General features: G+C 38.9%; 19 protein-coding genes. 13 read left to right on the plus strand and 6 right to left on the minus strand.

The features are described from left to right. Positions 1 to 8 precede the first annotated feature (8 nt). Positions 9 to 1,289, minus strand: coding sequence for a DUF2851 family protein (locus tag KIM67_RS12210; protein ID WP_213831726.1), 1,281 nt, complete (start codon positions 1,287 to 1,289; stop codon positions 9 to 11). A 350-nt stretch (positions 1,290 to 1,639) separates the two neighbouring features. Between KIM67_RS12210 and KIM67_RS12215 the strand changes: the two genes are divergently transcribed. The 5 genes from KIM67_RS12215 to KIM67_RS12235 all read left to right on the plus strand — a co-directional run bounded on the left by KIM67_RS12215 (position 1,640) and on the right by KIM67_RS12235 (position 11,082). Further along, complete coding sequence (locus KIM67_RS12215; protein WP_213831728.1) at positions 1,640 to 2,914, plus strand: M14 family metallopeptidase; 1,275 nt, start codon at positions 1,640 to 1,642, stop codon at positions 2,912 to 2,914. 83 nt (positions 2,915 to 2,997) lie between these two features. Continuing rightward, positions 2,998 to 6,222, plus strand: a complete 3,225-nt coding sequence (locus KIM67_RS12220; RefSeq protein WP_213831731.1) for a SusC/RagA family TonB-linked outer membrane protein — start codon at positions 2,998 to 3,000, stop codon at positions 6,220 to 6,222. A gap of 4 nt (positions 6,223 to 6,226) precedes the next feature. After that, a complete protein-coding gene (locus tag KIM67_RS12225) occupies positions 6,227 to 7,660 on the plus strand; it encodes a SusD/RagB family nutrient-binding outer membrane lipoprotein (RefSeq protein WP_213831733.1) in 1,434 nt (477 codons plus the stop codon). 61 nt (positions 7,661 to 7,721) lie between these two features. Continuing rightward, positions 7,722 to 9,314, plus strand: a complete 1,593-nt coding sequence (locus tag KIM67_RS12230; protein WP_213831735.1) for an amidohydrolase family protein — start codon at positions 7,722 to 7,724, stop codon at positions 9,312 to 9,314. A 373-nt stretch (positions 9,315 to 9,687) separates the two neighbouring features. Next, positions 9,688 to 11,082 carry a BspA family leucine-rich repeat surface protein gene (locus KIM67_RS12235; RefSeq protein WP_213831737.1) on the plus strand — a complete coding sequence of 465 codons (1,395 nt, stop codon included), beginning with the start codon at positions 9,688 to 9,690 and terminating at the stop codon, positions 11,080 to 11,082. Positions 11,083 to 11,383: 301 nt separating this feature from the next. Here KIM67_RS12235 and KIM67_RS12240 read toward each other — a convergent pair whose 3' ends face one another. From KIM67_RS12240 to KIM67_RS12260, 5 genes are all read right to left on the minus strand, one after another. Beyond that, complete coding sequence (locus tag KIM67_RS12240; RefSeq protein ID WP_163416080.1) at positions 11,384 to 11,698, minus strand: rhodanese-like domain-containing protein; 315 nt, start codon at positions 11,696 to 11,698, stop codon at positions 11,384 to 11,386. A 78-nt stretch (positions 11,699 to 11,776) separates the two neighbouring features. Continuing rightward, positions 11,777 to 12,394: a thioredoxin family protein gene (locus KIM67_RS12245; protein ID WP_163416082.1), complete on the minus strand. Its 618-nt coding sequence runs from the start codon at positions 12,392 to 12,394 to the stop codon at positions 11,777 to 11,779. A 7-nt stretch (positions 12,395 to 12,401) separates the two neighbouring features. Then, a complete protein-coding gene (locus tag KIM67_RS12250) occupies positions 12,402 to 12,962 on the minus strand; it encodes a TlpA disulfide reductase family protein (RefSeq protein ID WP_213831738.1) in 561 nt (186 codons plus the stop codon). 91 nt (positions 12,963 to 13,053) lie between these two features. Continuing rightward, entirely contained in the window at positions 13,054 to 14,244 is a 1,191-nt protein-coding gene (locus KIM67_RS12255; protein WP_213831741.1) for a DUF1501 domain-containing protein, read from the minus strand. Between the two features lie 10 nt (positions 14,245 to 14,254). Further along, the gene (locus tag KIM67_RS12260) at positions 14,255 to 15,631 is read right to left on the minus strand and encodes a DUF1800 family protein (RefSeq protein WP_213831742.1); all 1,377 of its coding nucleotides are present in this window, start codon (positions 15,629 to 15,631) and stop codon (positions 14,255 to 14,257) included. Between the two features lie 175 nt (positions 15,632 to 15,806). Between KIM67_RS12260 and KIM67_RS12265 the strand changes: the two genes are divergently transcribed. From KIM67_RS12265 to trpD, 8 genes are all read left to right on the plus strand, one after another. Continuing rightward, the gene (locus KIM67_RS12265; protein ID WP_213831745.1) at positions 15,807 to 16,253 is read left to right on the plus strand and encodes a MarR family winged helix-turn-helix transcriptional regulator; all 447 of its coding nucleotides are present in this window, start codon (positions 15,807 to 15,809) and stop codon (positions 16,251 to 16,253) included. 1 nt (position 16,254) lies between these two features. Further along, positions 16,255 to 16,887 (plus strand): NAD(P)H-dependent oxidoreductase, encoded by a 633-nt coding sequence (locus KIM67_RS12270; protein WP_213831746.1) that lies wholly within the window; start codon positions 16,255 to 16,257, stop codon positions 16,885 to 16,887. A 35-nt stretch (positions 16,888 to 16,922) separates the two neighbouring features. Further along, on the plus strand, positions 16,923 to 17,498 hold the full coding sequence (locus KIM67_RS12275) for a YceI family protein (protein ID WP_213831747.1): 576 nt from the start codon (positions 16,923 to 16,925) through the stop codon (positions 17,496 to 17,498). Between the two features lie 208 nt (positions 17,499 to 17,706). Beyond that, entirely contained in the window at positions 17,707 to 19,464 is a 1,758-nt protein-coding gene (locus KIM67_RS12280; RefSeq protein ID WP_213831749.1) for an Ig-like domain-containing protein, read from the plus strand. A gap of 281 nt (positions 19,465 to 19,745) precedes the next feature. Beyond that, on the plus strand, positions 19,746 to 20,030 hold the full coding sequence (locus KIM67_RS12285; protein ID WP_213831751.1) for a GIY-YIG nuclease family protein: 285 nt from the start codon (positions 19,746 to 19,748) through the stop codon (positions 20,028 to 20,030). A 41-nt stretch (positions 20,031 to 20,071) separates the two neighbouring features. Then, on the plus strand, positions 20,072 to 21,469 hold the full coding sequence (locus tag KIM67_RS12290) for an anthranilate synthase component I family protein (RefSeq protein ID WP_213831757.1): 1,398 nt from the start codon (positions 20,072 to 20,074) through the stop codon (positions 21,467 to 21,469). Positions 21,470 to 21,471: 2 nt separating this feature from the next. Beyond that, on the plus strand, positions 21,472 to 22,041 hold the full coding sequence (locus KIM67_RS12295) for an aminodeoxychorismate/anthranilate synthase component II (protein WP_213831759.1): 570 nt from the start codon (positions 21,472 to 21,474) through the stop codon (positions 22,039 to 22,041). A gap of 175 nt (positions 22,042 to 22,216) precedes the next feature. Then, positions 22,217 to 23,215 (plus strand): anthranilate phosphoribosyltransferase, encoded by a 999-nt coding sequence (gene trpD, locus KIM67_RS12300; RefSeq protein ID WP_213831760.1) that lies wholly within the window; start codon positions 22,217 to 22,219, stop codon positions 23,213 to 23,215. Positions 23,216 to 23,471 lie beyond the last annotated feature (256 nt).

The following is a 23,471-nucleotide window of genomic DNA, read 5'->3' on the forward strand; positions in this document are numbered from 1 at the left end:
GCCTAAATTTATGTATTTCTGTTCAATAAATTTACGCCCAACGCACATTGCAAGCATTTATTTTTTGAACAATACTCGGTGTACAACTGAATCTTGGATTGGCTTTCCAATGCACTTTTGGTTTTTGAGCCTAGATTCTGAAAGCCTTTGATGATGGTATTTTGTTCACTTTTAACTTTTGAAATAAGTTCATATAAGTCGTCATTACAATCTTTTCCGAGGTATTTTGCATAGCAAAATTTAAGCGGAACGATGGTATTGATGATCAACAAATCGATAAAATTTTTGGACAACCTCTTTTTACTTTTTTTGGAAATCTTGCCAAAGGTAAAATGAGTTTCCCAATAAACACTTGCAGTACTTTGAAAAATAGCATAGATGTCTTGAAGCTCATTTAACTCCATTATTACTGCAAATAGATTTTGCTGTTGCGCATATAGATTAGTCAATTGCGATAATCGGATTGTAGGAAAATTAATGGGGCGAAGACCAAAAAAGTTGGGCTTTTCCAAAACTGGTGAAAGCTCATACTTATGTGCCAGATAGCGGTATTCCTTTTTAAGTCGAAGATAGTAGGCATCAGTATTATTGGTATGCTGCAACAACCCCAAATGTCCAAACAACAAGCTTTCCAACTGTTCTGGATTTGAACTTGTCTTTCGAATTATTGAAAAATCCAGTTTTGAAGCTCTTTCCAAAAACAAATCTCCATTTACTTTAGTTCCAAAATTCTTCATCAATAAGATAAAAAGTACTCCTTCCCAATCATTATTTGTCTTATGGAGCAGATTATTTATCAAACTTGACTTCTGTTCCAAGCGCTCAAAATAAAGTCGGTCCAGCCAGTTGTTGACCAAAAAAGTATCGATTTCCGCAAAATTATGCTCACAGTTTATAAAGTTGGATTTGGAATTATCGAGTAGACTTCGATACCTATCTAAAAGTTGCGATGGAACATATTTTTTCAATTCCAACGTTGGAATTTTGGAACCATCTTTCCTAAAAACAGCAATATCATCGTCCCAAACTACATGAAGTATTACATTATGGTAGTTCGAATCGGTCTCATGATGATGTGCATACCAATCTGAAGATTTAATATGCATTTCCACATTACCGGCCCATAATTGTCCATCAATACAGACTTTAGCATTAAAGAAATCAGGTCCCGAAAACTGATTTAGCATACCAGAATCCTTGATTTCTAAAATTTCGTTATCGGTGGTCAACAATTGTTTACTTTGGAGTTTATTGTTCCTCCAGATATAATAAAGTAGGTCTTCTCTCATTGATTTGGGCATTAGGTTTTACTTGAGAGTGGGGTTTGAACAACCAGTAAAACCGAAATATCTATTTTTGGAATTCACAAAGGCTAAAAAGCAGTATTTGAATCACATACATCAAATATGCAAATTATAACTAATCATCTAAAATTTTATTTTTTTGAGGTATCTGTTATAAATTAATATGCCCAAAGAAAGCTTTTTTTTCGTAGTTTAGTTCTTCCCATACTAACATTTTAGCATTTCGATTACAACCTCTTCATATAGAAATGCACCTAATGTTCAGCTTCAAAAAATGATGCTACAAACAATTATGTAGTCTCAGCTTATAACCAAATAGCCAATAAAGCCGAACAATGAATTTCCCAATCGTTCATTACGTTAAAAGAATATTCTTTATACTCTTTTTACAGTTTTTTGTCTCATGCAGCCCATCGGAAATAGTTGCACAGTCAGAATTAAAAGAAGTCTATTTTCCAAAAAGCGTAAACACCACCTCTAGAACCATATTTTTTCAAAACAAACAGATGTTCAAGTTGAGTGATATAGGTGTGTACGCCAGTAACGAATTCCAGGGAGCACGCTTAAATGGATTTGAAAAATTAAACGATAGTACCGTTACCGTTTCCATTGACCCCGAAAATACCCCAATCAACAATAGTGCATATTATTCTTTCTTGATTTGGTCAAAAGAAAAGCGAGAAATCTATCTAAAGTTTGAATATCCGTCCGAATACAAACATCGATACATTCCAAAAATAAAAACCGTAGAAGGAGGTTGGCAGCAATTGAACAAAAATAACGTTGTAGAGGACGGTAACGGTGCCATAGTAAAACTTAATATCGACAGAACTCCTATTTTAATATCCGCACAGGAATTGGCGACTTCAAAAGATACGGAAAACTGGATCGATAATTTGATAGCTGGAAAGGAAGACTATGCAAGGCTAGAAACAGCAGGGAAATCCAAGTTTCGTAGAAACATTCCTGTTTTGGACATCTACAAAGGGACAAAGGAGGAAAAACCAATAGTTGTCCTCATGACGCGACAGCATCCGCCAGAAGTAACGGGCTTTTTCGCATATCAATTCTTTATGGAGACCGTATTGAATGAATCGGAACTCTCGAACAAATTCTTGGAAAACTATAGGGTATTGGCATTCCCTATTGTAAACCCTGATGGAGTCGACATGGGTAATTGGAGGCATAATGGTGGTGGTATCGACCTCAACAGGGACTGGTCCGTTTACAACCAACCAGAAACCAGAAATGTGGCGGCCTTTATTACTAAAGCAGCAAAAGAAAGTAACGGAAAGATTATGTTGGGATTGGATTTCCACTCCACATACAAGGATGTTTTCTACACGAATAAAACAAGGGCCAAAACCACTATGCCAAATTTTGTAGCGGACTGGTTCAGTGCTTTGGAAAAAAACATACCCAAATACATCGTAAACGAAAAACGAAGTGACAGTAGAACACCTAATTCCAAAGGTTGGTTTTTATATGGTCACGATGCTGTTGGGATTACGTATGAAATAGGGGATTCCACTCCTAAGGAAGAAATAGAACTCGTTGGAACAGTCTCTGCCAAAGAAATGATGCGACTTTTAGTAGAGCGTATCGAATAACGGATCTTCAATCAATTACAATATATATCCACTGAACAACAAACCCATGACTCCAACATCTAACCAAAACCTACATAATAATTATGTTAATCAAAAAATTGTCCTTTCTACTATTAATATTGGTATCGAGCATTATCAGTGCACAGAAAACGGTCACCGGCACCATAACCGATGACTTTGATACGTTACCCGGAGCAACAATCCTAATAAAAGGAACGACCACCGGCGTTGTTTCCGATTTTGACGGTAAATATTCCATAGAAGTACCAAATAATGATGCGGTATTGGTATTCAGTTTCTTGGGATATGTTGATCAAGAAGTAACCGTGGGCGACAAAGTTCTTATAAATGTTACATTAAAGGAAGATGCACAGGTCCTGGATGAAGTTGTCGTTAACGCACTGGGTATCGAAGTTGACAAAAAAACACTTGGTGCAACAGTTTCCCGTGTCAAAGCAGATAATTTAGCGACATCTGGAGAGGTTAATATCATCAATGCTTTACAGGCAAAAGCATCTGGGGTTAGAATCGCGCGCTCCAACGGGGATCCTGGAGCTGGGGCGATTATCCAAATCCGCGGGGCGAATACCATATCCGGTAGCACGCAACCCTTGATCATTTTGGATGGTGTACCTATAAGTAACGACAACCTTTCGGGCAACAGTGACCCAGATGGTGGAACCTCGCAACAATCACGCCTTAATGATATCAATGAAGACGATGTTGAATCTATCGATATTTTAAAAGGTGCTTCCGCGGCCGCAATCTGGGGTTCGGAAGCGGCAAACGGCGTAATCGTAATCACCACCAAAAGAGGTAGGGACACAGGCAAGTTGAACGTGGAATATGAGACAACCATATATGTGGACAAAATAAACAACTTTCATCCTGTTCAGACCAGATATGGGCAGGGCAACAATGGTGTTTATGGCAATAGTCTTGAGAGCAGTCAGGCATGGGGCGATAGAATATCGTCTCGTCCAGGTACTGCTAACATATTTTTTCCAAAAAGCGAAGAAGGTTTTTTTACAGATCAAAATGGTAGGGAATGGCTATTGATTCAAGCCAAAAACTCTAGGCAAACCTTTACGGAAAGTAACTTTGACAAGGTTTTTCAAGAAGGTTTTTCGCAAAAGCACTACTTGAGCATCAACAATGCGAACGAACATGGAAGGTATCGTTTTAGTGTTGGGGCATTAAACCAAGAGGGTGTTATCCGAGAAAGTAACTACAGAAGAATCAACGTTGGTTTCAGTGGAAAGTACGTGTTCAATGATAAGCTAAGTGTCCGTTCTCGGTTCAGGTATACCAATACAAAGTCGTTAAGGATTCAACAAAATTCCAATACGGCAGGTCTACTGCTCGGGCTATTGCGGGGTGCTCCCGATTTTGATATTTCAGGTTATACCGGAACCTATACCACAGCGGATGGTGACCAAAGAATTAATAGACATCGTTCCTATAGAAATCCCATAGGAGCCTTAACAAATCCTGGATATAACAACCCACTATGGACCCTATACAGACAACAAAGTCCCAACCAGGTTGATAGGGTAATTGCTTCGGCCGATTTTGATTACCGATACAATTCTTGGTTAAGATTCAAGATAAGGGGAAGTTATGACACCTACTTTGATGAGCGAAGGTATTTCTTTCCTGTTCATACGGCAGGTAGAGGAACTGGAAGATTCAATTTGGACAACATCAACAACAAGATTGCCAATTTCGATTTCATCGCTAGAACCAAAACATTAAAACTCAACAAAAACTTTAGAGGCAATCTTTTATTGGGTTATAATTTCAATGATAGGCTGAGAAAATCTGTATATAATGAAGGAGCAAACTTTCTTGCCGATACAGATACACAAGTTTTTTCAAACTCCACCGAAATAGAAACTACAAGACACTTTATTACACAAAGACGTAAGTACCGCCTTTATTACACGGCAAGTATCAATTATAAAAAGCAACTGTATCTCAATACGGCTGGTGCCATGGAGCGGGCCTCAACCATTAATGGTGCTTTCTTCTACCCTTCTGCCGATACGTCTTGGTTGTTTTCAGAATTGGGTTTCTTAAAGGATAATTTAACGCTCAGTCATGGAAAATTAAGAATGGGAGTTGGTCAAGTGGGCGTTGAACCGAGGGCACATAGAGCCCAGACGACCTATGAGACACCAACTTATTCAGATTATTCGGATCCGCTACAATTAGAAAATTTTGGAGGGGGCTTTCGGTTCAACAATAATCTTGGGAATCCGAATCTAAAACCAGAGATAAAAACGGAATATGAGGTAGGAATGGACCTAAAATTCTTTGACAACAGGCTCTCCATGAGCGGAACATATTATTACAATACCGTAAAAGATATTTTAATTTCCTTGCCAACCTCACCAAGTATAGGTTCTGACGATGTTTACGCCAATGGGGCAAGTTTGGAAAACAGGGGGCTGGAATTGGACCTTGAATACGACTTCATCAAGAACAACAAAGGACTGATAGCGACTATTTATGGAAATTTCAATAATAACAGAAATGAGGTACTATCTATTTTGGGAACCAATACGATACCGCTTACAAACAACTCTATCAGCTCTAGGGCAATTGTCGGATACCCTATGGGAACCCTATGGGGGTCAAAAGCATTGAGAAACCCTGATGGATCTTTTGATTTGGACGAAAACGGTTTTCCACAGCTAGACCCTGAACAGGGCGTATTGGGAGACCCGAACCCCGAGTGGAGAGGGGGGCTTGGACTACGTGTAAGGTACCGAAGCTTTTTCTTTAATACCCTTTTAGAACATTCACAAGGTGGCGTATTTGCAGAACGTACCCGCTTTATCATGAGAAATTTTGGCACGCATAGAGATGTTGGGAATACCGTTGTCCCTACACAGGAACTTGTAGACCGTGCAGGTGATGTGTATCCTGCAGGGATTCCCGTGAGAGGAAATATACGAGATTTTGGAGGTGGCCCTGTATTACTGAACGAATCTTATTACACCACGGTTGGCGGTGGATTTGGCTCTTCCGTAATTAACGAGTTTGCCATTAACCAAGATGCCACTTGGACCCGGCTGAGCGAAGTGACACTCGGATACACCTTAAACTCGGAGCGATTTAGGGAGAAGACAAAACTGGCGTCCATTGCATTTACCTTAACGGGACGGAATCTAGCCCTTTGGACAGATATTCTGGGTGTAGACCCACAAACCAACCAAACTGGGGTGGATAACGGGTTTGGGGTGGACTACTTTACCAACCCAGCATCAAAAACCTATTCACTTACATTGGAAATCAAATATTAGTATCATGAAAGCAAAAATCCATATAGCACTACTCTGTACTTTTCTAATAATATCGTGTAGCGAATCTTTTGAGGAGCTAAACCGAAACCCAAATGCCATTACCACGGATGAAGTACTTCCACCGGAATTATTGATAAAAGGAACCATGTTGGCGGACATCTCTTTAAATATGAGCCACCTGCAACGCATATCGGGCATGTGGTCAGGGCAATACAGAGGTGAAATCGCCTTGTACCTAGGGCTCTACAATTACGATATTTCATCCGAAGAATCTAACAGTGCATGGGGGTATCTGTATAATGGTATCTTAAAGCAAAATAGAGAAATCGCACGATACTATGACCTTAACGGTATTGACAGCGAAGGTATTTTGATAACTGCAATCACTCGGGTAATAGAAGCACATGCCTTGGGTACGGCAACTACAATATGGGGTGATATCCCATATTCTGAAATTGATGTCGCTGGTATTGAAGACCCAAAATTTGATTCACAAACCGAAATTTACGAGTCGCTTCAAACGATTTTGGATGAAGCGATAATCTTATTGGAAAGTCCGGATACGGATACTGGTCTAAGCGAAGATATTTTCTTTGAAGGTGATAAAGAAAGATGGTTGCAAACTGCATATACCTTGAAGGCAAGATACTATTTACAAACAAAGCAATACCAGAACGCCTATGATGCCGCTTTAAAAGGTATTTCCGAACATGAAGGAAGCATGCGCTTTACCCCTTTGGAAACCAGAATACTCGGTACCGAAAATTTGTTATATCGATTTATGGTCGGTAGCCGAAGAGGATATATGAGCGCAGATGATACCTTTTGCAGAAATCTTTTGAGCACCAACGAAGGAAACAGAAACAATGCAAAGACCGATGAAAAAGCAAGGCGAAACCATTTAAATGCCGGTGCATCCACTGGAACGGGCAGGGCAAACATCATCAATGGAGAACTTACTCCCATGAATTTGGTAACCTACCAAGAAAATTTATTGATTCTAGCCGAATGCGCTGCCAGAACATTATCTTTTAACCAGGGACTTATTCAATTGAATCTTGTTAGGGAGTTTTTACAGTCCGAAAATTCATTTGAACTGCGGTTCTCTTCGGATGATGATGACAAAACATACGAGCCCTATACAGAAGAGGACTTTGAAATCGGCGGAATGGAAAATGAGGATGGAATCGATAAGACAAGGGCATTGCTCCGTGAAATCATAGAAGAACGCTACGTAACAGGGTTTGGTACGTTTATTCCCTGGAACGATTTACGACGCTTGCGCACAGAAACTGATATTGTTGTCCCTGTACCATTCAATAGGTCTGAAATTGTTTCCCATCCGCAACGTTTTATCATTTCGCAGAACGAGTTGAATTCCAATCCCAGCGCACCTACAGGTCTATCAATTTTTGACCCGATACCCATTTTTGAATAGTGGCGACAAAATCCAATTCAAGAAAAAACAATACATTGAGTTCGTTTTGAATAACTAAAACATGAAGAACCCATTTAAGATTTTCTGCGAGTTTGGTACGGTGATTTATTTTCTATCGCTTTTTATGCAATCCTGCGCCGAACAAAAACAAATAAAAGCTGATATCCTCATAGAAAATGGAATAGTTTACAATGGAACTTCCAGCAAGCCATCAAAAAACAGTATTGCCGTAAAAGGTGATAAAATCGTTTACCTAGGCAATAAAGAGGATGTCGAAATTATAGCCTCAAAAGTTATAGATGCCTCTGGATTCATAGTTTCTCCCGGTTTTATTGATCCGCACACCCATGCGGATAGGGATTTAAACAAACCCGAAACATCCCATAACAAACCTTTCCTCTATCAAGGTGTTACGACGGTGGCGGTTGGTAATGATGGTAGCAGTTTTTTCCCGCTTACTAAATACAAAGCCCTTTACAGCTCTCAAGGAATTGGCACGAACGTCGTTCCTTTGGTGGGCCATGGAACGGTCAGGGAGCAGGTCATGGGGAAAAGCGATAAACAGGCAACTCCTAAAGAAATTGAGGAAATGCAAAACTTGGTTCAGCAAGAAATGAAAGCTGGGGCATTTGGAATCTCCACTGGTCTTTTTTACGCACCTGGCAGTTATTCCAATACCGACGAAGTGATTGCTTTGGCACAAACTGCCGCAGCGTATGAAGGAATTTATGATACGCATTTAAGAGATGAAAGTTCCTATACCGTTGGCCTGCTATCTTCCATTGAAGAAGCCATTCAGGTTGGAAGGGAAGCAAAACTTCCCATACATATTTCGCACATCAAATGTTTAGGTGTCGATGTTTGGAATGAGAGCAGAACAATCGTCAACATGATTGAAAAAGCACAAAAGGAAGGAGTGGAAATTACGGCAAACCAATACCCCTACGATGCATCAGCTACAGGACTTTTAGCTGCAGTCATACCGCGTTGGGCCGAAAGTGGTGGGAAGGATTCTTTATTTATTCGTTATGAAGACCAAAAATTGAAAGAGAAAATCTTGATTGGAATCAAAAAAAATATAAAACGAAGGGGTGGCGCTGAAAAATTATTGATCGTAAAATCCGATGATGAAAAGTATGTGGGAAAGAATGTATTGGAAATATACAATATGCTGAACCTGGTACCAGAAGTTGCAATAATGGAAATCTTGAAGTCCGGATACGTTCGCGTAGCATCCTTCAACATGACCAAAGAAGACATTCTTACTTTCATGAAACAAGATTGGGTAGTTACTGGTTCGGATGGCAATACGGGTCATCCCAGAAAATATGGTTCTTTCCCTAGAAAATTCCACACCTACGTAAGCCAAGAAAAGGTATTGGATACTGCTGGGTTCATCAACAGAAGTACGGCCAAAACCGCTGAAATCTTTAGAATTGAAAAAAGAGGAAGATTGGAAGAAGGATACTTTGCGGATATCATAATTTTTGACCCCAAGACTTTTAAGGACAAAGCGAATTACACCGATGCGTTCCAGTTGTCAGAGGGGTTGATATATAGCTTCGTGAATGGAAAACCAGCGATTGAAAATGGAACGTACACGAATAAACTAAACGGAAAAGTATTGGAAAAACAGCTTCCCAAACAAGATTGAAAGATTCTAGTACGTCCCTTAAAAAAACATCTTTATTTCTTCGATTTTTAGACCCTAAACACGGTCATTCACAATTTCTGTATCCATTATGGTAATGTAATCCCCAAAGATTAAATGTTGGATCTATTTGGATGAGGTTTCGTTTTCCAGAATTTTAGCATCGGGGAAACCTGCGAACGTGAATTTTCCATCTCCCTCGGTATTGAACAAAGAAGTATCTAGCTGTGGCATCCTTTCCGTTTTTGGGACAGTTCCAAAAAATTCCGTCAACTCAAAGTGGGCATTCGTCAAACGAATGAGGGTATCCGTTCATTTTGTTTCTTAACTATCACCAAGAAATCTCAATTTGTGTAAAACTAAAATTACATCAAAGATGAAATTGAAGAACATTTGTCTATTCCTATGTCTTTGCTCGATTGCTCTTTCCTGTGGCAAGGACGATTCGCCCAATGTCATTCCAGATGATAATCCGCCCAATGGGACTCCTAAGGAAGAGAACAAAGCCCCGGTCATAGCGGAGCAGTCCTTTACCGTTGCCGAGGATATCACCGATGCCCAGAACATTGGAACGGTAACCGCGACCGACCCGAATGGGGACAATCTTACGTTTTCCATAGAAATGGACGATGACGGGCTTTTTGACATCACCAGTGACGGTGTCCTTAGCCTAACTGCAGGAAAATCCCTAGATTTTGAGACCAAAACGGAACATACCCTTTTTGTGAGCGCTGAGGATGGGGAGTTGGAGACAAATGCGAAAGTTACGGTCAAAGTCCAAAATGTGAGCGACACTTTGGCAGAAGATCTCAACAGTTTTGTGACCACCTGGAAGACCACCGAAGATGGGGAAAGCATAACGATAGGCTTATCAGAAAGTCTTGAATACAATTTTACGATCGATTGGGGGGATGGCACTATTGAGAATATTACCAATAATGAAAATATAGAACATTCGTATGAAACGGCCGGGGACCACGTTGTGGCGATCCTGGGAGATTTTCCCGGTATAATAATGTCTGGGCTCGCAAGTGCGCCCAAACTTATAAGTTTGGACCAATGGGGCAATATTGAATGGAAAACCTTGAAATCGGCATTTGCGAGCTGCGGGAACATGATCTATAAAGCAACCGATGTGCCCGACCTGTCACAGGTCTCTTTTCTTTCAGGTATGTTCCGGAATGCCGAAAAATTTAACGGGGATATCGGCAATTGGGAGGTAATCACTATTGAGGATATGAGCGGTATGTTCCAAGGTGCATCCATGTTCAACCAGAATATTGGTGAGTGGAACACGGAAAACGTCACCAATATGACCAGCATGTTCAAGGATGCTTCTTCCTTTGATCAGTATATTGGCGATTGGGATACATCAAATGTCACCTTCATGGCCAGAATGTTCGAAGGTGCATCTTTGTTCAACCAGGATATTAGTGTATGGAACACGGCAAACGTCACCTTCATGTCATTTATGTTCTCTGGAGCCTCTGCCTTCAATCAAGATATAGGGGGTTGGAACATTGGCAACATAACCAATATGGTGAGCATGTTCGATAACAGTGGAATGTCCAAAGAGAACATGAACAACACGTTGTTCAATTGGGCCAATTTTGTACAGCAAAATAACGGACCATCCGATATTGTCTGTGGTATGGAGAATATGACTATCTGTGGGCCTGCACCTATTTTAGCAGCAACTATTCTAACTGATATTAATAATGGATTCGGTTGGGTACTGCCCGGGTTGACCACTAAAGACTCATGCCTGTAGGCATTTATGATACAAGCTTTCATATAAAGCCGCTCTTAAAAATGTCTCTTAAGAGCGGCTTTTAATTAATGTGAGTATATGTAGTAACACCTGTTTTCAGTAATTTACAAACCTTTGTCAGGTCGAAACTTTCAACTTTGCTCAAAATAGGCTAAAGTCGAGACCTCCTTGAAATATTAGGTTTTTGAAGACCTTTCGACTACGCTCAAGACAGGCCTTTCGACTGCGTTCGAGAAGACATTTGTTCATCTTATTGCCTTTTATATATCGAACTCACCTTAAGCAGTATACCCTGTGGCAACTAGGGTTCCACTACTTCACCATCCCAATTCATAAAACCACCTTCCAGATTATAGGCATTTTCGATGCCAACACTGTTCATGATAGCACACGCCTGACCACTTCTGTTCCCAGAGCGACAGTACACATAGTAGTTTTTGGACTTGTCCAGTTTTTCGATTTCGTTCAAAAAATCCTGTCCTAGGTAAATATCTATATTGGTGGAATTTGGAATATAACCTTCTTCCACTTCCTCTGGGGTTCGTACATCCAGGATAAAGGCGTTATCGTCTTTTTCCAACTGACTTGCCCATTCTTCTTGTGATAAATCTGCCATCGCAACTAATTTTAATATTCTGTAAAAATAAAAATCCGAAGCATCACTTCGGATTTAAAGACTATTTATTTTTTCAATTTAAACCTTAATGGTACAACCTATTGCCTTAGTGGTTTCAACTGCTATTTTTTTACCAGAAAGCATCGCATCAATGGCATTTTCAACAAATTTTTCCTCAACTTTTGAAGCATCTTGATAGTTATCATCAATGGCACCTATATATTTTACGATATTTCCTTTGGAAGTTTTTTCGAGCAAGTATACATGTGGCGTTCGCGTTGCGCCATACTGTGGATAGATTTTCTGTCCTTCATCCAACAAATAAGGAAAGGTAAATCCTTTTTCTGAAGCTCTCTTTTTCATTGCTTCAAAATTATCGCCTGGTTTGGTTTCAGGATTGTTTGGGTTTATGGCTATCACGGGAACCCCCTTAGCTTTGTATTTTGCATCAAGTTCAATAATTCTATCCTCATAAGCTACTGCATAGGGACACGTGTTACAGGTGAAAATCACCAGAAATCCTTTTGCATCCTTATAATCGGATAAAGAGACCGTATTTCCATCTATATTCTTCAATGAAAAATCGGTAGCCATATCCCCAATGGCGTATCCTTTTTCTAAAGTAGCAGATTTGTCCGTAAATGCACCTAATGAAAGCAAGAGTACAAATAGACCTACAATTTTAATTGTTTTCATGATAGTTTTAGTTTATGAATTTATTCAGTTCTTCGTTCAATTCTTCGTAAGTAAAGCCACGCTCATAAAAACCTCGCTTTTCTTTATTGTAAATCAAAGTTGCTGGTATACCTCCACCCCACTCTTCCGCTATTTTGGGAATCCAATCGTTTTGTTTTGGATCATCCAAAATGACAACTTTCGATTTTAAACCATTTTTTTCAACATAAGGCTCCAATCTCGACTTCCACATGGTGGGCATATCCAAACTTACCAAAACGACTTCTACATTTTTGTCTTTCATTTCTTCATTTACCTGTTCAAAATAGGGAAGCTCCTCAATACAAGGTTTGCACCAAGTTGCCCAAAAATTTATGACATATGTTTTATCATCTTCTTTGTTCAATAAAGGTTCAAGACCTTCATAGTTGTATATGGGAAACTTTACTTCTTGGTCTTCGGAGTTATCTGCGGTCTCAGTAGTTTCTTCATTGACGTTTGCAGTTTCCGATTCTTGTTTCTTTTCTTTTGACCCACACCCCATCAACAGAACCAATGATAGTGAGACAATTAAGAACGAGCGTAGCATGTTGTATAGTTTGCAACTAAAGTAATCATTGCACAAACTTTCACTTTTGTTTTTAACAAAAATTTATTGCTCTTTACTTCCGATTATGTTGTTATACTAAGTCCAAGGGTTCAAACGTACCAGAGATGATAGCTTCAGTATCTGTCCGCAGCCATTGTTTTAATAGCGAAGTATATATTTGTCTAAAATCAATTTCATATTTAATATCCCCGTTTCCATCCAAATCCAAAAGTGATGATGGGGCATTGTACATCCCCGGGGTTTTGAGGTTTTCACCCATTAAAAAGACTGCATTGGCCGCACCATGATCGGTACCATTAGCGGCATTTTGTTTGACCCGTCTTCCAAACTCCGAGAACGTAAGGATAATGGTATCCTTGAATGTTCCTGCATTTTTCAAATCGTTTACAAACGCTGCTATGGCATTGGAATAAGTGCCCAGCAATCGTTTTTGAGCATTTACCTGATTTGCATGCGTATCGAATCCACCAAGGGAAGTATAATAAATCTGTGTTTTGAGCCCGGAATTTATAAACTCAGAAACTGTTTTTAGCTGTTTTCCAAAAGCATTTTTGGGATATTCCCTTGAGCTTTTGTATACTTTGGTCTTTTCAAAAATATAGGACGCGGAAGACTTGGCATCTATGGCGGTCTTGTAAAGATATCCAAGATTGTGTTCGCTCAAATGTTTGTCCCTGGAGTTTTCAAGAACCTTTGTAAAATAAGGTTCTCTGGTGGTATTGTAGAGCAATCTTGCATTTTTTGTGGCAATACCATTTATTTTTTCGCCTTTCATCATTGTTGAAAGCATATCGTCCACTTCTATTGCACCAACGGGGTCTTTGGCAACACCATCAAGGTAACGCCCAACCCATCCTGTCTTTAAGATTTCGTTTGAAGCGGATGCGGTCTGCCAAATATCCGTAGACCTAAAATGTGATCTTACTGGGTTAGGATACCCCACATTGTTCATAATGGTAACATACCCGTCATCAAAAAGGTTTTTAAAGTTGGACAACGCTGAATGAAAACCGACTTCACCATCTACCAAAAGTAAGTCCTGTTTTTTCTGTGCAATTGAAACTCTATTTTTATAGTATACATCATTGGTATAGGGCACAATGGTATTTAGACCGTCGTTACCTCCGGATAATTGAATAATGACCAGTTTCTTGTTCCCTAAACTAACGGGCCATAGTTCGTTATGGGCCTTTAAAAAGTTTGGAACAAAGAGCACACTGCTCGCTAAACCACTTCTCTTTATAAACGTTCTTCTCTTCATGTTGTGTAATTTAACACAGTTGAAATTCTGGTATTGACATTAACTGTATACAATATTCGGCTTTGCTCTCTTTTTCAAGGCTATCCATAAAAGGTTTGGCCTCTTCCTGTAAATTGCCCCCCAAGACAACCGTTTTTAGTTCAGCTTGCGATGTTTTTTTATGTTCATTTTCAAAAGAGTCCCAATCGCTTTCCACATCGAGTTTTCTGCCCACATTTTTCTTCTTATTGAATTCGGTAAGGCTATCTTCAAATTCTCCTTTTACATCAAACGAAATAATACCATTGTTCAATAGAACGGATGGTAGCTTAAGGCGGACCATCATGGTATTGGAATCTATCCATTTTCTGCCACCCGGCCACCCGGCCACATTGGGCGGATTCAATAGTTCTTGCCCCAAAAGCTTTTGCACATAGACCAGTTCTTTATTTTTCTTGAATTTATAGGGAACAATTCGCATCATACCGACCAACATATCCGTGGGTGATTTTATTTTGTTCCCTATAATACTTTTATCATAAAACCACTTGGAGGTAAATACATGGCGCATTACTTCAGCAATATCATATTTTGTTCGGAAGATGTCTGCCATTTCTTTGACATAATCTTCATTTACTTCTTGACTCACAAAATAGGTATATATTTTTTTTGAAATAAAATAGGCACATTGGGGCTGTTCCAAAATAATGTCTACAATACCTTCTCCATCAAAACTCCCGGTTTTGCCCATAAAGGTTTTGCTTTCAAAATCATGAATCTTTTCCCTAAAGGCAAAGTCACCTTTAAAATTATGCCGCCACCCAGTAAAGGCCCTTGCAGCTTCTTTGATATCTTTTTCGGAATACTGTCCCTCGCCCAAGGTAAACAGTTCCATTAGTTCCCGTGCAAAATTCTCATTGGGTTTCTTTTTTCGGTTCTGTTGGTTGTTAAGATAATTGAGCATAGCGGCCTCTTTGGCAACTTCAATCACAAAATCACGAAAATTCCCCAAAGCATGTTGCCGAAGGGTATTATTAAAGGATTGGAAGTAAACGATGTTTCGGTCGCGAACCACAAAATGGTTTGCCCAGAACAGAGTCATCCGTTCCCGTAATTGTTCGTTTGTAGAACCCATTCGGTAAATCCATTTCTTATTGAAATCCAACAACTTTTTTCTGCTAAGTTTCTGCAACTGCATTCTAGTATCTTTGGATACTTTGCCCGGATTATTCTTAAGAAGTGTTTTAATCTCATCAATGGGCACGTTCAATGGCGTGATCTTGGTAGAGGATTGAAAGAGGTCGTCGACTACTTGTTTTTTTGTTTTTGAGGCTGCTTTTTCTGCTTGTGCCAGTGTTGTTCCAAAACCGGCTCTCTTATATAAATGAAATATTTTTTCGAGTTCCATAAATGAAATAATTCAGTATACCTCCTAATTGTGAGACACTTAAAATAACAGATAGTTTAACCTTTTGCCTAAAAAAAGTGTTATTTGTTGTTCTTTTAACAAAACTTTATTGCTGGTATGTTAGGAAATTCAAGTCTGTTTCATATACATTTGTATATACAAATATTGTTTAGACATGAATGTCGAAGAGGTAATTAAAAGGGCAAAAAAACTAAGCTTGGAAACAAAGACCATTATCCATATTGAATTGGTCAGCAACAAAATGAAGGAAGTTATAGCTGCTGCCTTAAAACCTTTTGAAGTTTCTCTACCACAGTTTAACGTACTTCGAATTTTGAGAGGCCAAAAAGGTCAACCTGCCAATCTCTCGACATTAAATGAGCGAATGGTGACGAAAATGAGCAACACCACTCGATTAGTGGATAAATTGATCAACAAAGGATATGTAAGTAGATGTGTATGTGAGTCCAATAGACGAAAAGTGGAAATTTACATTACCGAAAGTGGTATAGAAGCACTGCTCGAAATGGACAAAGCTGTATATGAAGCTGAACAAAAAATTGTAAAAAACCTTTCTGAAAAGGAACTGGATAAATTAAATCAATTATTAGATAAATTTTAAAATGAACAACATCTTAGAGAACAGAACTTGGCGCTATGCCACTAAGAAATTTGACAATACCAAAAAAGTATCTGAAGAGGATTTGGAATTGTTATTAGAGGCAACACGTTTGAGCGCATCATCGTACGGACTGCAACCCTACCACATATTTGTGATTTCTGATCAGGAAACAAAAGAAAAGCTAAAGCCAGTTTCTTGGGGGCAATCCCAACTAACAGATGCCTCACATGTAATCGTATTTGCAAATGCTACAGATTTTGGAGAAGAGCTGGTAGATGAATATTTGCAAAATGTCAGTACGACCAGAAATATTCCAGCAGAAGGTTTAAAAGCCTATGGGGATTTCATGAAATCTAAATTATTGGAACTATCTGCAGAGACCAAATCTGTATGGACGGCAAGACAAGCATATATTGCTTTAGGCAACGTGATGCAGGCTGCAGCAGAATTAAAAATCGATACCTGCCCAATGGAAGGTATTGAGAACGATGCATACAACAAGATTCTTGGCCTTACCGAAAAAAATCTGAATACGGCAGTGGTATTGACAATCGGTTACCGGTCCAATGAGGATGAAACACAAAACTATGCAAAGGTTAGAAAATCGAAAGAAGAATTATTTACACACATATAACAATTAAGAACTAAAACAGAAATTTAAACACAATCATGAAAAAAACAATTTTAAGTTTAGCATTGACAGCAGTTTTTGGAGTAACTGCAACTGCCAATCCAATTGATGGCGAGAAAAAAGAAGTAAAAACCAGCGAAAGCACCGTAACTTGGAAAGCTTACAAAGTAACCGGTTCTCATACCGGAACTATTGATTTAAAATCCGGAGCTCTCGAATTTGATGGTGACAAGCTTACCGGTGGTGAATTTGTTGTGGATATGACCACGATAAATACGACCGATCTAGAAGGAGATTACAAGCAAAAACTGGATGGTCACCTACATTCCGATGATTTTTTCTCAACGGCTTCCAATCCAACCTCAAAATTGGTATTTACAACTGTTGAAGCTTCAGGGAAGAATGCATACAAAGTAACTGGTGACTTGACCATAAAAGGAATTACCAAATCAGTAACTTTTGATGTTTCCATTTATGGAAGTAAGGCTACCGCTACGTTAAAAGTGGACAGAACAAACTATGATGTAAAATATGGTTCCGGAAGTTTCTTCGATAATTTAGGGGACAAAACCATTTATGATGAATTTGATTTAGTGGTCGATTTGCAGATGTAATCACCATTGGTTTAGTGTTTGAAAATCCCGTCTTGCAGCAATGTAGGCGGGATTTTTAATTTGAGGCTAGTTACTTATCCTAAAAAAATCGTATCTCTCTGACTCCATGGTATTTCCTTAGTTTATTTTAGTGAAATATGTATCTTCACAACACCTATTAATGCTAGAATATTTTCCGCCCCAAAAATATCCTACTAAAAATTTTACCATGAAACGAATAGCAAAAAATTGTTTGCCATACTTTGTTGTGGCATTCACACTTCTACTGGGGTCTTGTAGTGAAGAAGACAGTGAAAAAATTATCCCAGAAATCAAACTGAACAAATCGGTTATCGGTATCTCCATTGGAGAAACAGATACCTTGACCATTATTTCCAACATCGATAAAAGTAATGCCGTATGGACCAGTAACAAAAATGGGATTGCTTCGGTGGATTCAAACGGAATGGTTACGGGTGTTTCCATTGGAACTGCCGTAGTGACCTCAAAAGTTAGGGATTCCAAAGCAGTTTGTACTGTAGTAATTTCAGAAAAGAAACTTGAGCTCGAACTGAACAAACAAAGTCTTACCCTATTTTCTTTTCCAACCTACAAAGAAACACTTCAGGTCATTTCGGATATCGGCGAGAACACCATTGTTTGGGAAAGTAGTGATGAGAATGTCGCCACTGTCGATGAGAATGGTGAAATCATTCCCATATCAGTTGGGGAAACTATTATTAGTGCTACCGTGAACGATGTCAGTGCAATATGTATCGTAACCGTAATCGAAGGGCCAGTTACGCTGCTAGAACTAGATCAACCTGAATTGGAGATGGATAAATTCGATACTGCAAAATTGAATGTATCATCACTAGAGAGCCAATCAGAAGAAATGGGCCCTCAAATATGGGAAAGCAGTAATGAGGATTTAGTAACCGTTGATCATCAAGGCAACCTTACATCTTATGGACTGGATGGTTCTGCAATAATTACTTTGACAATAGATAATCTGTCCGTAGAATGTTTGGTAACCATAGGGCCAAAAGTCTATGTTGTTGGTGATGATGGCGATGTTATATCCTTATGGAAAAACGGAATAGGAGAAAATCTTACGGTTGATAACAGTGACTCAAATGGTAATTCTATTTACGTTGACAATAACGACACGTATGTTGCCGGTTATACCAACAACGGTATGGAACGAATCGCCACAGTTTGGAAAAACGGAACTGTTTTACACAGTTTTACCGATGGCACCAAAGATGCTAAGGCAAAAGCAGTCTTTGTGGACGGAACAGACGTGTACACCACTGGTTATGAAGATAATGACCAAGGTAAAAAAATTGCCAAGGTTTGGAGAAATGCGGATATCCTTTATCAATTGACCGATGGCAGCAATGATGCATTGGCATATTCCTCTTTTATGGATTCTGGCGATTTGTACACCGTTGGCTACGAAAAAAACGTAGAAGATGTTCTGGTAAGCAAAGTCTGGCGAAACGGTGTAGAACTCTATATTTTGACCAATGGTGATTTTGACTCCATAGTATACTCGGTATCGGCCATAGGAAACGAAGTATACGCAACAGGATACGAAAGAAATCAGGACAATACGCTCGTTGCCAAAGTGTGGAGAAATGATGAGGAACACTATGTCCTTTCCAATGACCAGTTCAGTGCAAATGCCTACACACTTTTTGCAAATGGAAACGACATCTATGTTGCAGGTTATGCCAATAATGACCAAGGGGAAAGAGTTGCCAAGATTTGGTTGAACGGTGCATCCTTATATGATCTGACCATTTCCAGCGGGAATGGTCGTGCCTATTCCGTGTATACTTCAGAAGGGAATGTTTATGCAGCTGGCTATGAAGAAAACAGCGAAGGGGTCGAAATTGCCAAAGTTTGGAAAAATGGGGAAGAACTTTATGAACTTAGTGATGGCAGTAAAAATACAACGGCATATTCAGTCCATGTTGAATGACATAACGTGTATACGTTGCAAACATTTTTAGAAGGGATTTTGATTTTATTGATTTTTAAAAAACAAATTTGCAAGTTTCAATTTCCTTTCTATCTTTGACCTAATGAATATAAGAACAACAAATACATGGTGGTGGATTAATTTACGTCGAATGTCGTGAACCTGTCCCCATTGTAATCATATAGAGGCTTGTCATCACGACAGGCCTTTTTTAGTTTTAATGCTTTTTACCTTCGTTTCCACGAAGGTGGAAATCCTTAGATCAGATTCTTTTAAATAAAATGAGTTTTTATATCTACATAATTTCAAATAAAAAACTGGGAACTATTTATATAGGATATACCAATGATTTGAAAAAACGTATGTATAGACACAAAAGAGGTATGGGAAGTAAGTTTGCCAGAAGGTATAATTTAAAAACTTTGGTTTACTATGAAAAATTCACATTCCCAATGACTGCTATTAGAAGAGAAAAACAACTCAAAAAATGGAATAGAAATTGGAAAATCAACTTGATCAATGACTTTAATCCTAATTGGGAAGATTTAACTTATTTCTTTGAATAACTAAAATAGATTTCCGTCTACACGGAAATAGAAATAAAAAAATGAACTATAAACTTCAAACACACTACAAAAAAATACTTGCCGATACGATCACTCCGGTAAGTGTATACCTAAAGATTAGGGATAAATTCCCAAATAGTATTCTTTTGGAAAGTAGTGACTACCACGCCAACGATAATAGTTTCTCCTACATCTGTTGCAACCCCATAGCTTCAATCAAGGTTGAGCACGAAATGGTTACACAAATATTTCCGGACGGTAACAAAGAAGAATTCCCTATTTCATCAGATACCGATGTGACTGAAATCATCCACGAATTTGGTCAAAAATTTTCAGCTTCGAACAATGGCTTCAAGTTTATAAACAATGGATTGTTTGGTTATATGTCTTATGATGCCGTCCGTTATTTTGAAGATGTTGCCATTGCTAAAAAAGAAGATTCCATCAGTATTCCGGATATTTACTATGCCGTATACAAAAACATTATAGCCATTAATCACTTTAAAAATGAAGCCTATCTTTTTGCGCACTGTTTTGAAAGTGAAAGTAACGTAGATGAAATAGCACAGTTGTTCAATGTGAGGAACTTTGCCTCCTACAATTTCATCAAAGAAGGAGAACCAAAATCCAATCTAAAAGACGAAGAGTTTAAAGAGCACGTGGCACTGGCAAAAAAACACTGCAAACGTGGAGATGTATTTCAATTGGTCTTATCGCGAAGGTTTTCCCAAGATTTTAAGGGAGACGAATTCAATGTATATAGGGCATTGCGCTCCGTAAATCCCTCCCCTTACCTATTTTATTTTGATTACGGGGATTTTAAAATATTTGGAAGTTCACCAGAGGCCCAATTGATTGTCAAAGATGGAAAAGCGGAGATACATCCCATTGCTGGCACTTATAAAAGAACAGGAAATGATGAGCAAGATGCCGAGCTCGCCAAAAAATTGGCACAGGACGACAAGGAAAACAGTGAGCACGTAATGCTGGTAGATTTGGCCAGAAACGACCTTAGTAGAAATGGAAATACGGTAAACGTGGAAACCTATCGCGAAGTACAGTATTTCTCACATGTAATTCATTTAGTATCTAAAGTTACCGGACGAAAAAAAGAAGACAGTACGACCATGAAGGTTGTGGCCGATACTTTTCCCGCAGGAACTTTAAGTGGCGCACCCAAACACATGGCCATGCAATTGATTGAGAAATACGAGAAGACAAGTCGGGCTTACTACGGAGGCGCTATCGGTTTTATGGATTTTGAGGGCAACTTTAATCATGCCATTATGATCCGGACGTTTCTTAGTAAAAACCATCAATTGCATTACCAAGCCGGAGCCGGTCTAGTAGCTGCATCAGACCCAGAAATGGAATTACAGGAAACCTACAATAAACTAGGTGCTTTGACCAAAGCACTCGAAATTGCAGAAACTATCTAGGCATGGGAAGAAAAATATTAATGATAGATAATTACGATAGTTTCACCTACAATCTGGTTCATTATTTAGAAGATTTGGATTGTGACGTAACCGTAAAACGTAACGACCAATTGACGTTGGACGAAGTAGACAATTTTGAAGAAATCATTTTGTCACCAGGACCTGGAATTCCGGATGAGGCAGGATTGCTCAAGGGCATCATTAAAAAATATGCGCCTACAAAGCGAATTTTTGGAGTCTGTCTAGGGCAACAGGCCATAGGCGAAGTCTTTGGAGGGAAATTGGTAAATCTTGAACAGGTATATCACGGAATCGCAACAAAAATCAATATCACTAAAAAAGATATCATTTTTGAAGGTATGCCAGACCAGATTGAGGTAGGCCGTTATCATTCTTGGGTTGTTCACCCTGATTTACCCGATAGTTTGGAAGCTACTTCATTCGATGAAAATGGACAGGTAATGTCGCTACGGCATAAAAGCTATGACGTAACAGCAGTACAATTCCACCCTGAGTCTGTTTTAACCCCTGAAGGAAAACAAATGCTTAAAAATTGGCTTGGAAATAAGTAATCAGTAGTTAGCAGTTAGCAGTTAGCAGTTAGCAGTTAGCAGTTAGCAGTTAGCAGTTAGCAGTTAGTATAGCTTAAAGAATATAAAAACAATGAAATATAAAAAAGTATCAAGAAGCAAAGTTTCGAAATCCATATCTCAATACTCATATCTCAAATCTCATATCTAGTCAGACATGAAAGAAACACTAAATAGACTTATAAATCACGAAATTCTCTCTAAAGGCGATGCCAAGCAGATTTTGGTCAACATTGCCAAAGGGGATTACAACACTTCGCAAATTGCCGCTTTTCTCACGGTGTATATGATGCGAAGTATTACCATAGAGGAATTGGAAGGTTTTAGGGATGCACTTTTAGAATTGTGCTTGGCCATAGATTTATCGGAATACAATCCTATAGATCTTTGTGGTACAGGGGGCGATGGAAAAGATACTTTCAATATTTCCACATTGGCGTCATTTGTTACGGCGGGAGCTGGTATAAAGGTGACCAAGCATGGTAATTATGGGGTTTCGTCAAAATGTGGAAGCAGTAATGTTATGGAATTCCTTGGTATCAAGTTCAGCAATGAAGCAGATTTTCTGAAAAGATCAATCGATGAAGCGGGAATCTGCGTATTGCATGCTCCATTGTTCCATCCAGCAATGAAAAATGTGGCGCCCATTCGTAGGGAACTTGCCGTAAAAACATTTTTTAACATGCTTGGCCCTATGGTAAACCCAGCATTTCCTAAAAATCAAATGGTCGGGGTCTTTAACTTGGAACTAGCAAGAATGTACGGATACCTATATCAAAACACGGATAAAAATTTTACCGTACTCCATGCCTTGGATGGTTATGATGAAATTTCGTTAACCGGTGCTACAAAAACAATTTCCAACGAATCGGAGGCCATGTTGACACCTACAGATTTTGGAGTTACATCTATTTTAAAAGAAGAAATAACTGGTGGCGAAGACGTTTCCGAATCGGCCCAGATATTTTTAAATATATTGAACGGAAGGGGAACAGAAGCCCAGAACAATGTAGTCTGTGCCAATGCTGGAGTTGCTATTTCGACGGTTGAAGGCATAACCCCAAAAGAAGGTTTTGAAAAAGCAAAGGAATCTTTATTGGGTAGAAAAGGATTGGAAGCATTGATGAAATTGCAAGAGATTAGCAGTAGGAGTTAGGAGTTAGGAGTTAGGAGTTAGGAGTTAAAAAAAAAGAAACAAAAGAAATTGAACTGGAACTTGTACCTGTATTTGAATTTAGCGTTAGAAATCAGAGGTCAGAGGTCAGAGGTCAGAGGTCAGAGGTCAGAAAGTAAAAGCGAAAGATTTAAAAATCAAAAAAAACCTAACCCTTTACCGAAGACGAATAATCAAAACCTAACAACCGAGAACTGATAACTGACAACTGACAACTGACAACTTATAACTGACAACT

The organism is Flagellimonas sp. 389 (assembly GCF_018449435.1).
Classification (GTDB): Bacteria; Bacteroidota; Bacteroidia; order Flavobacteriales; family Flavobacteriaceae; genus Flagellimonas.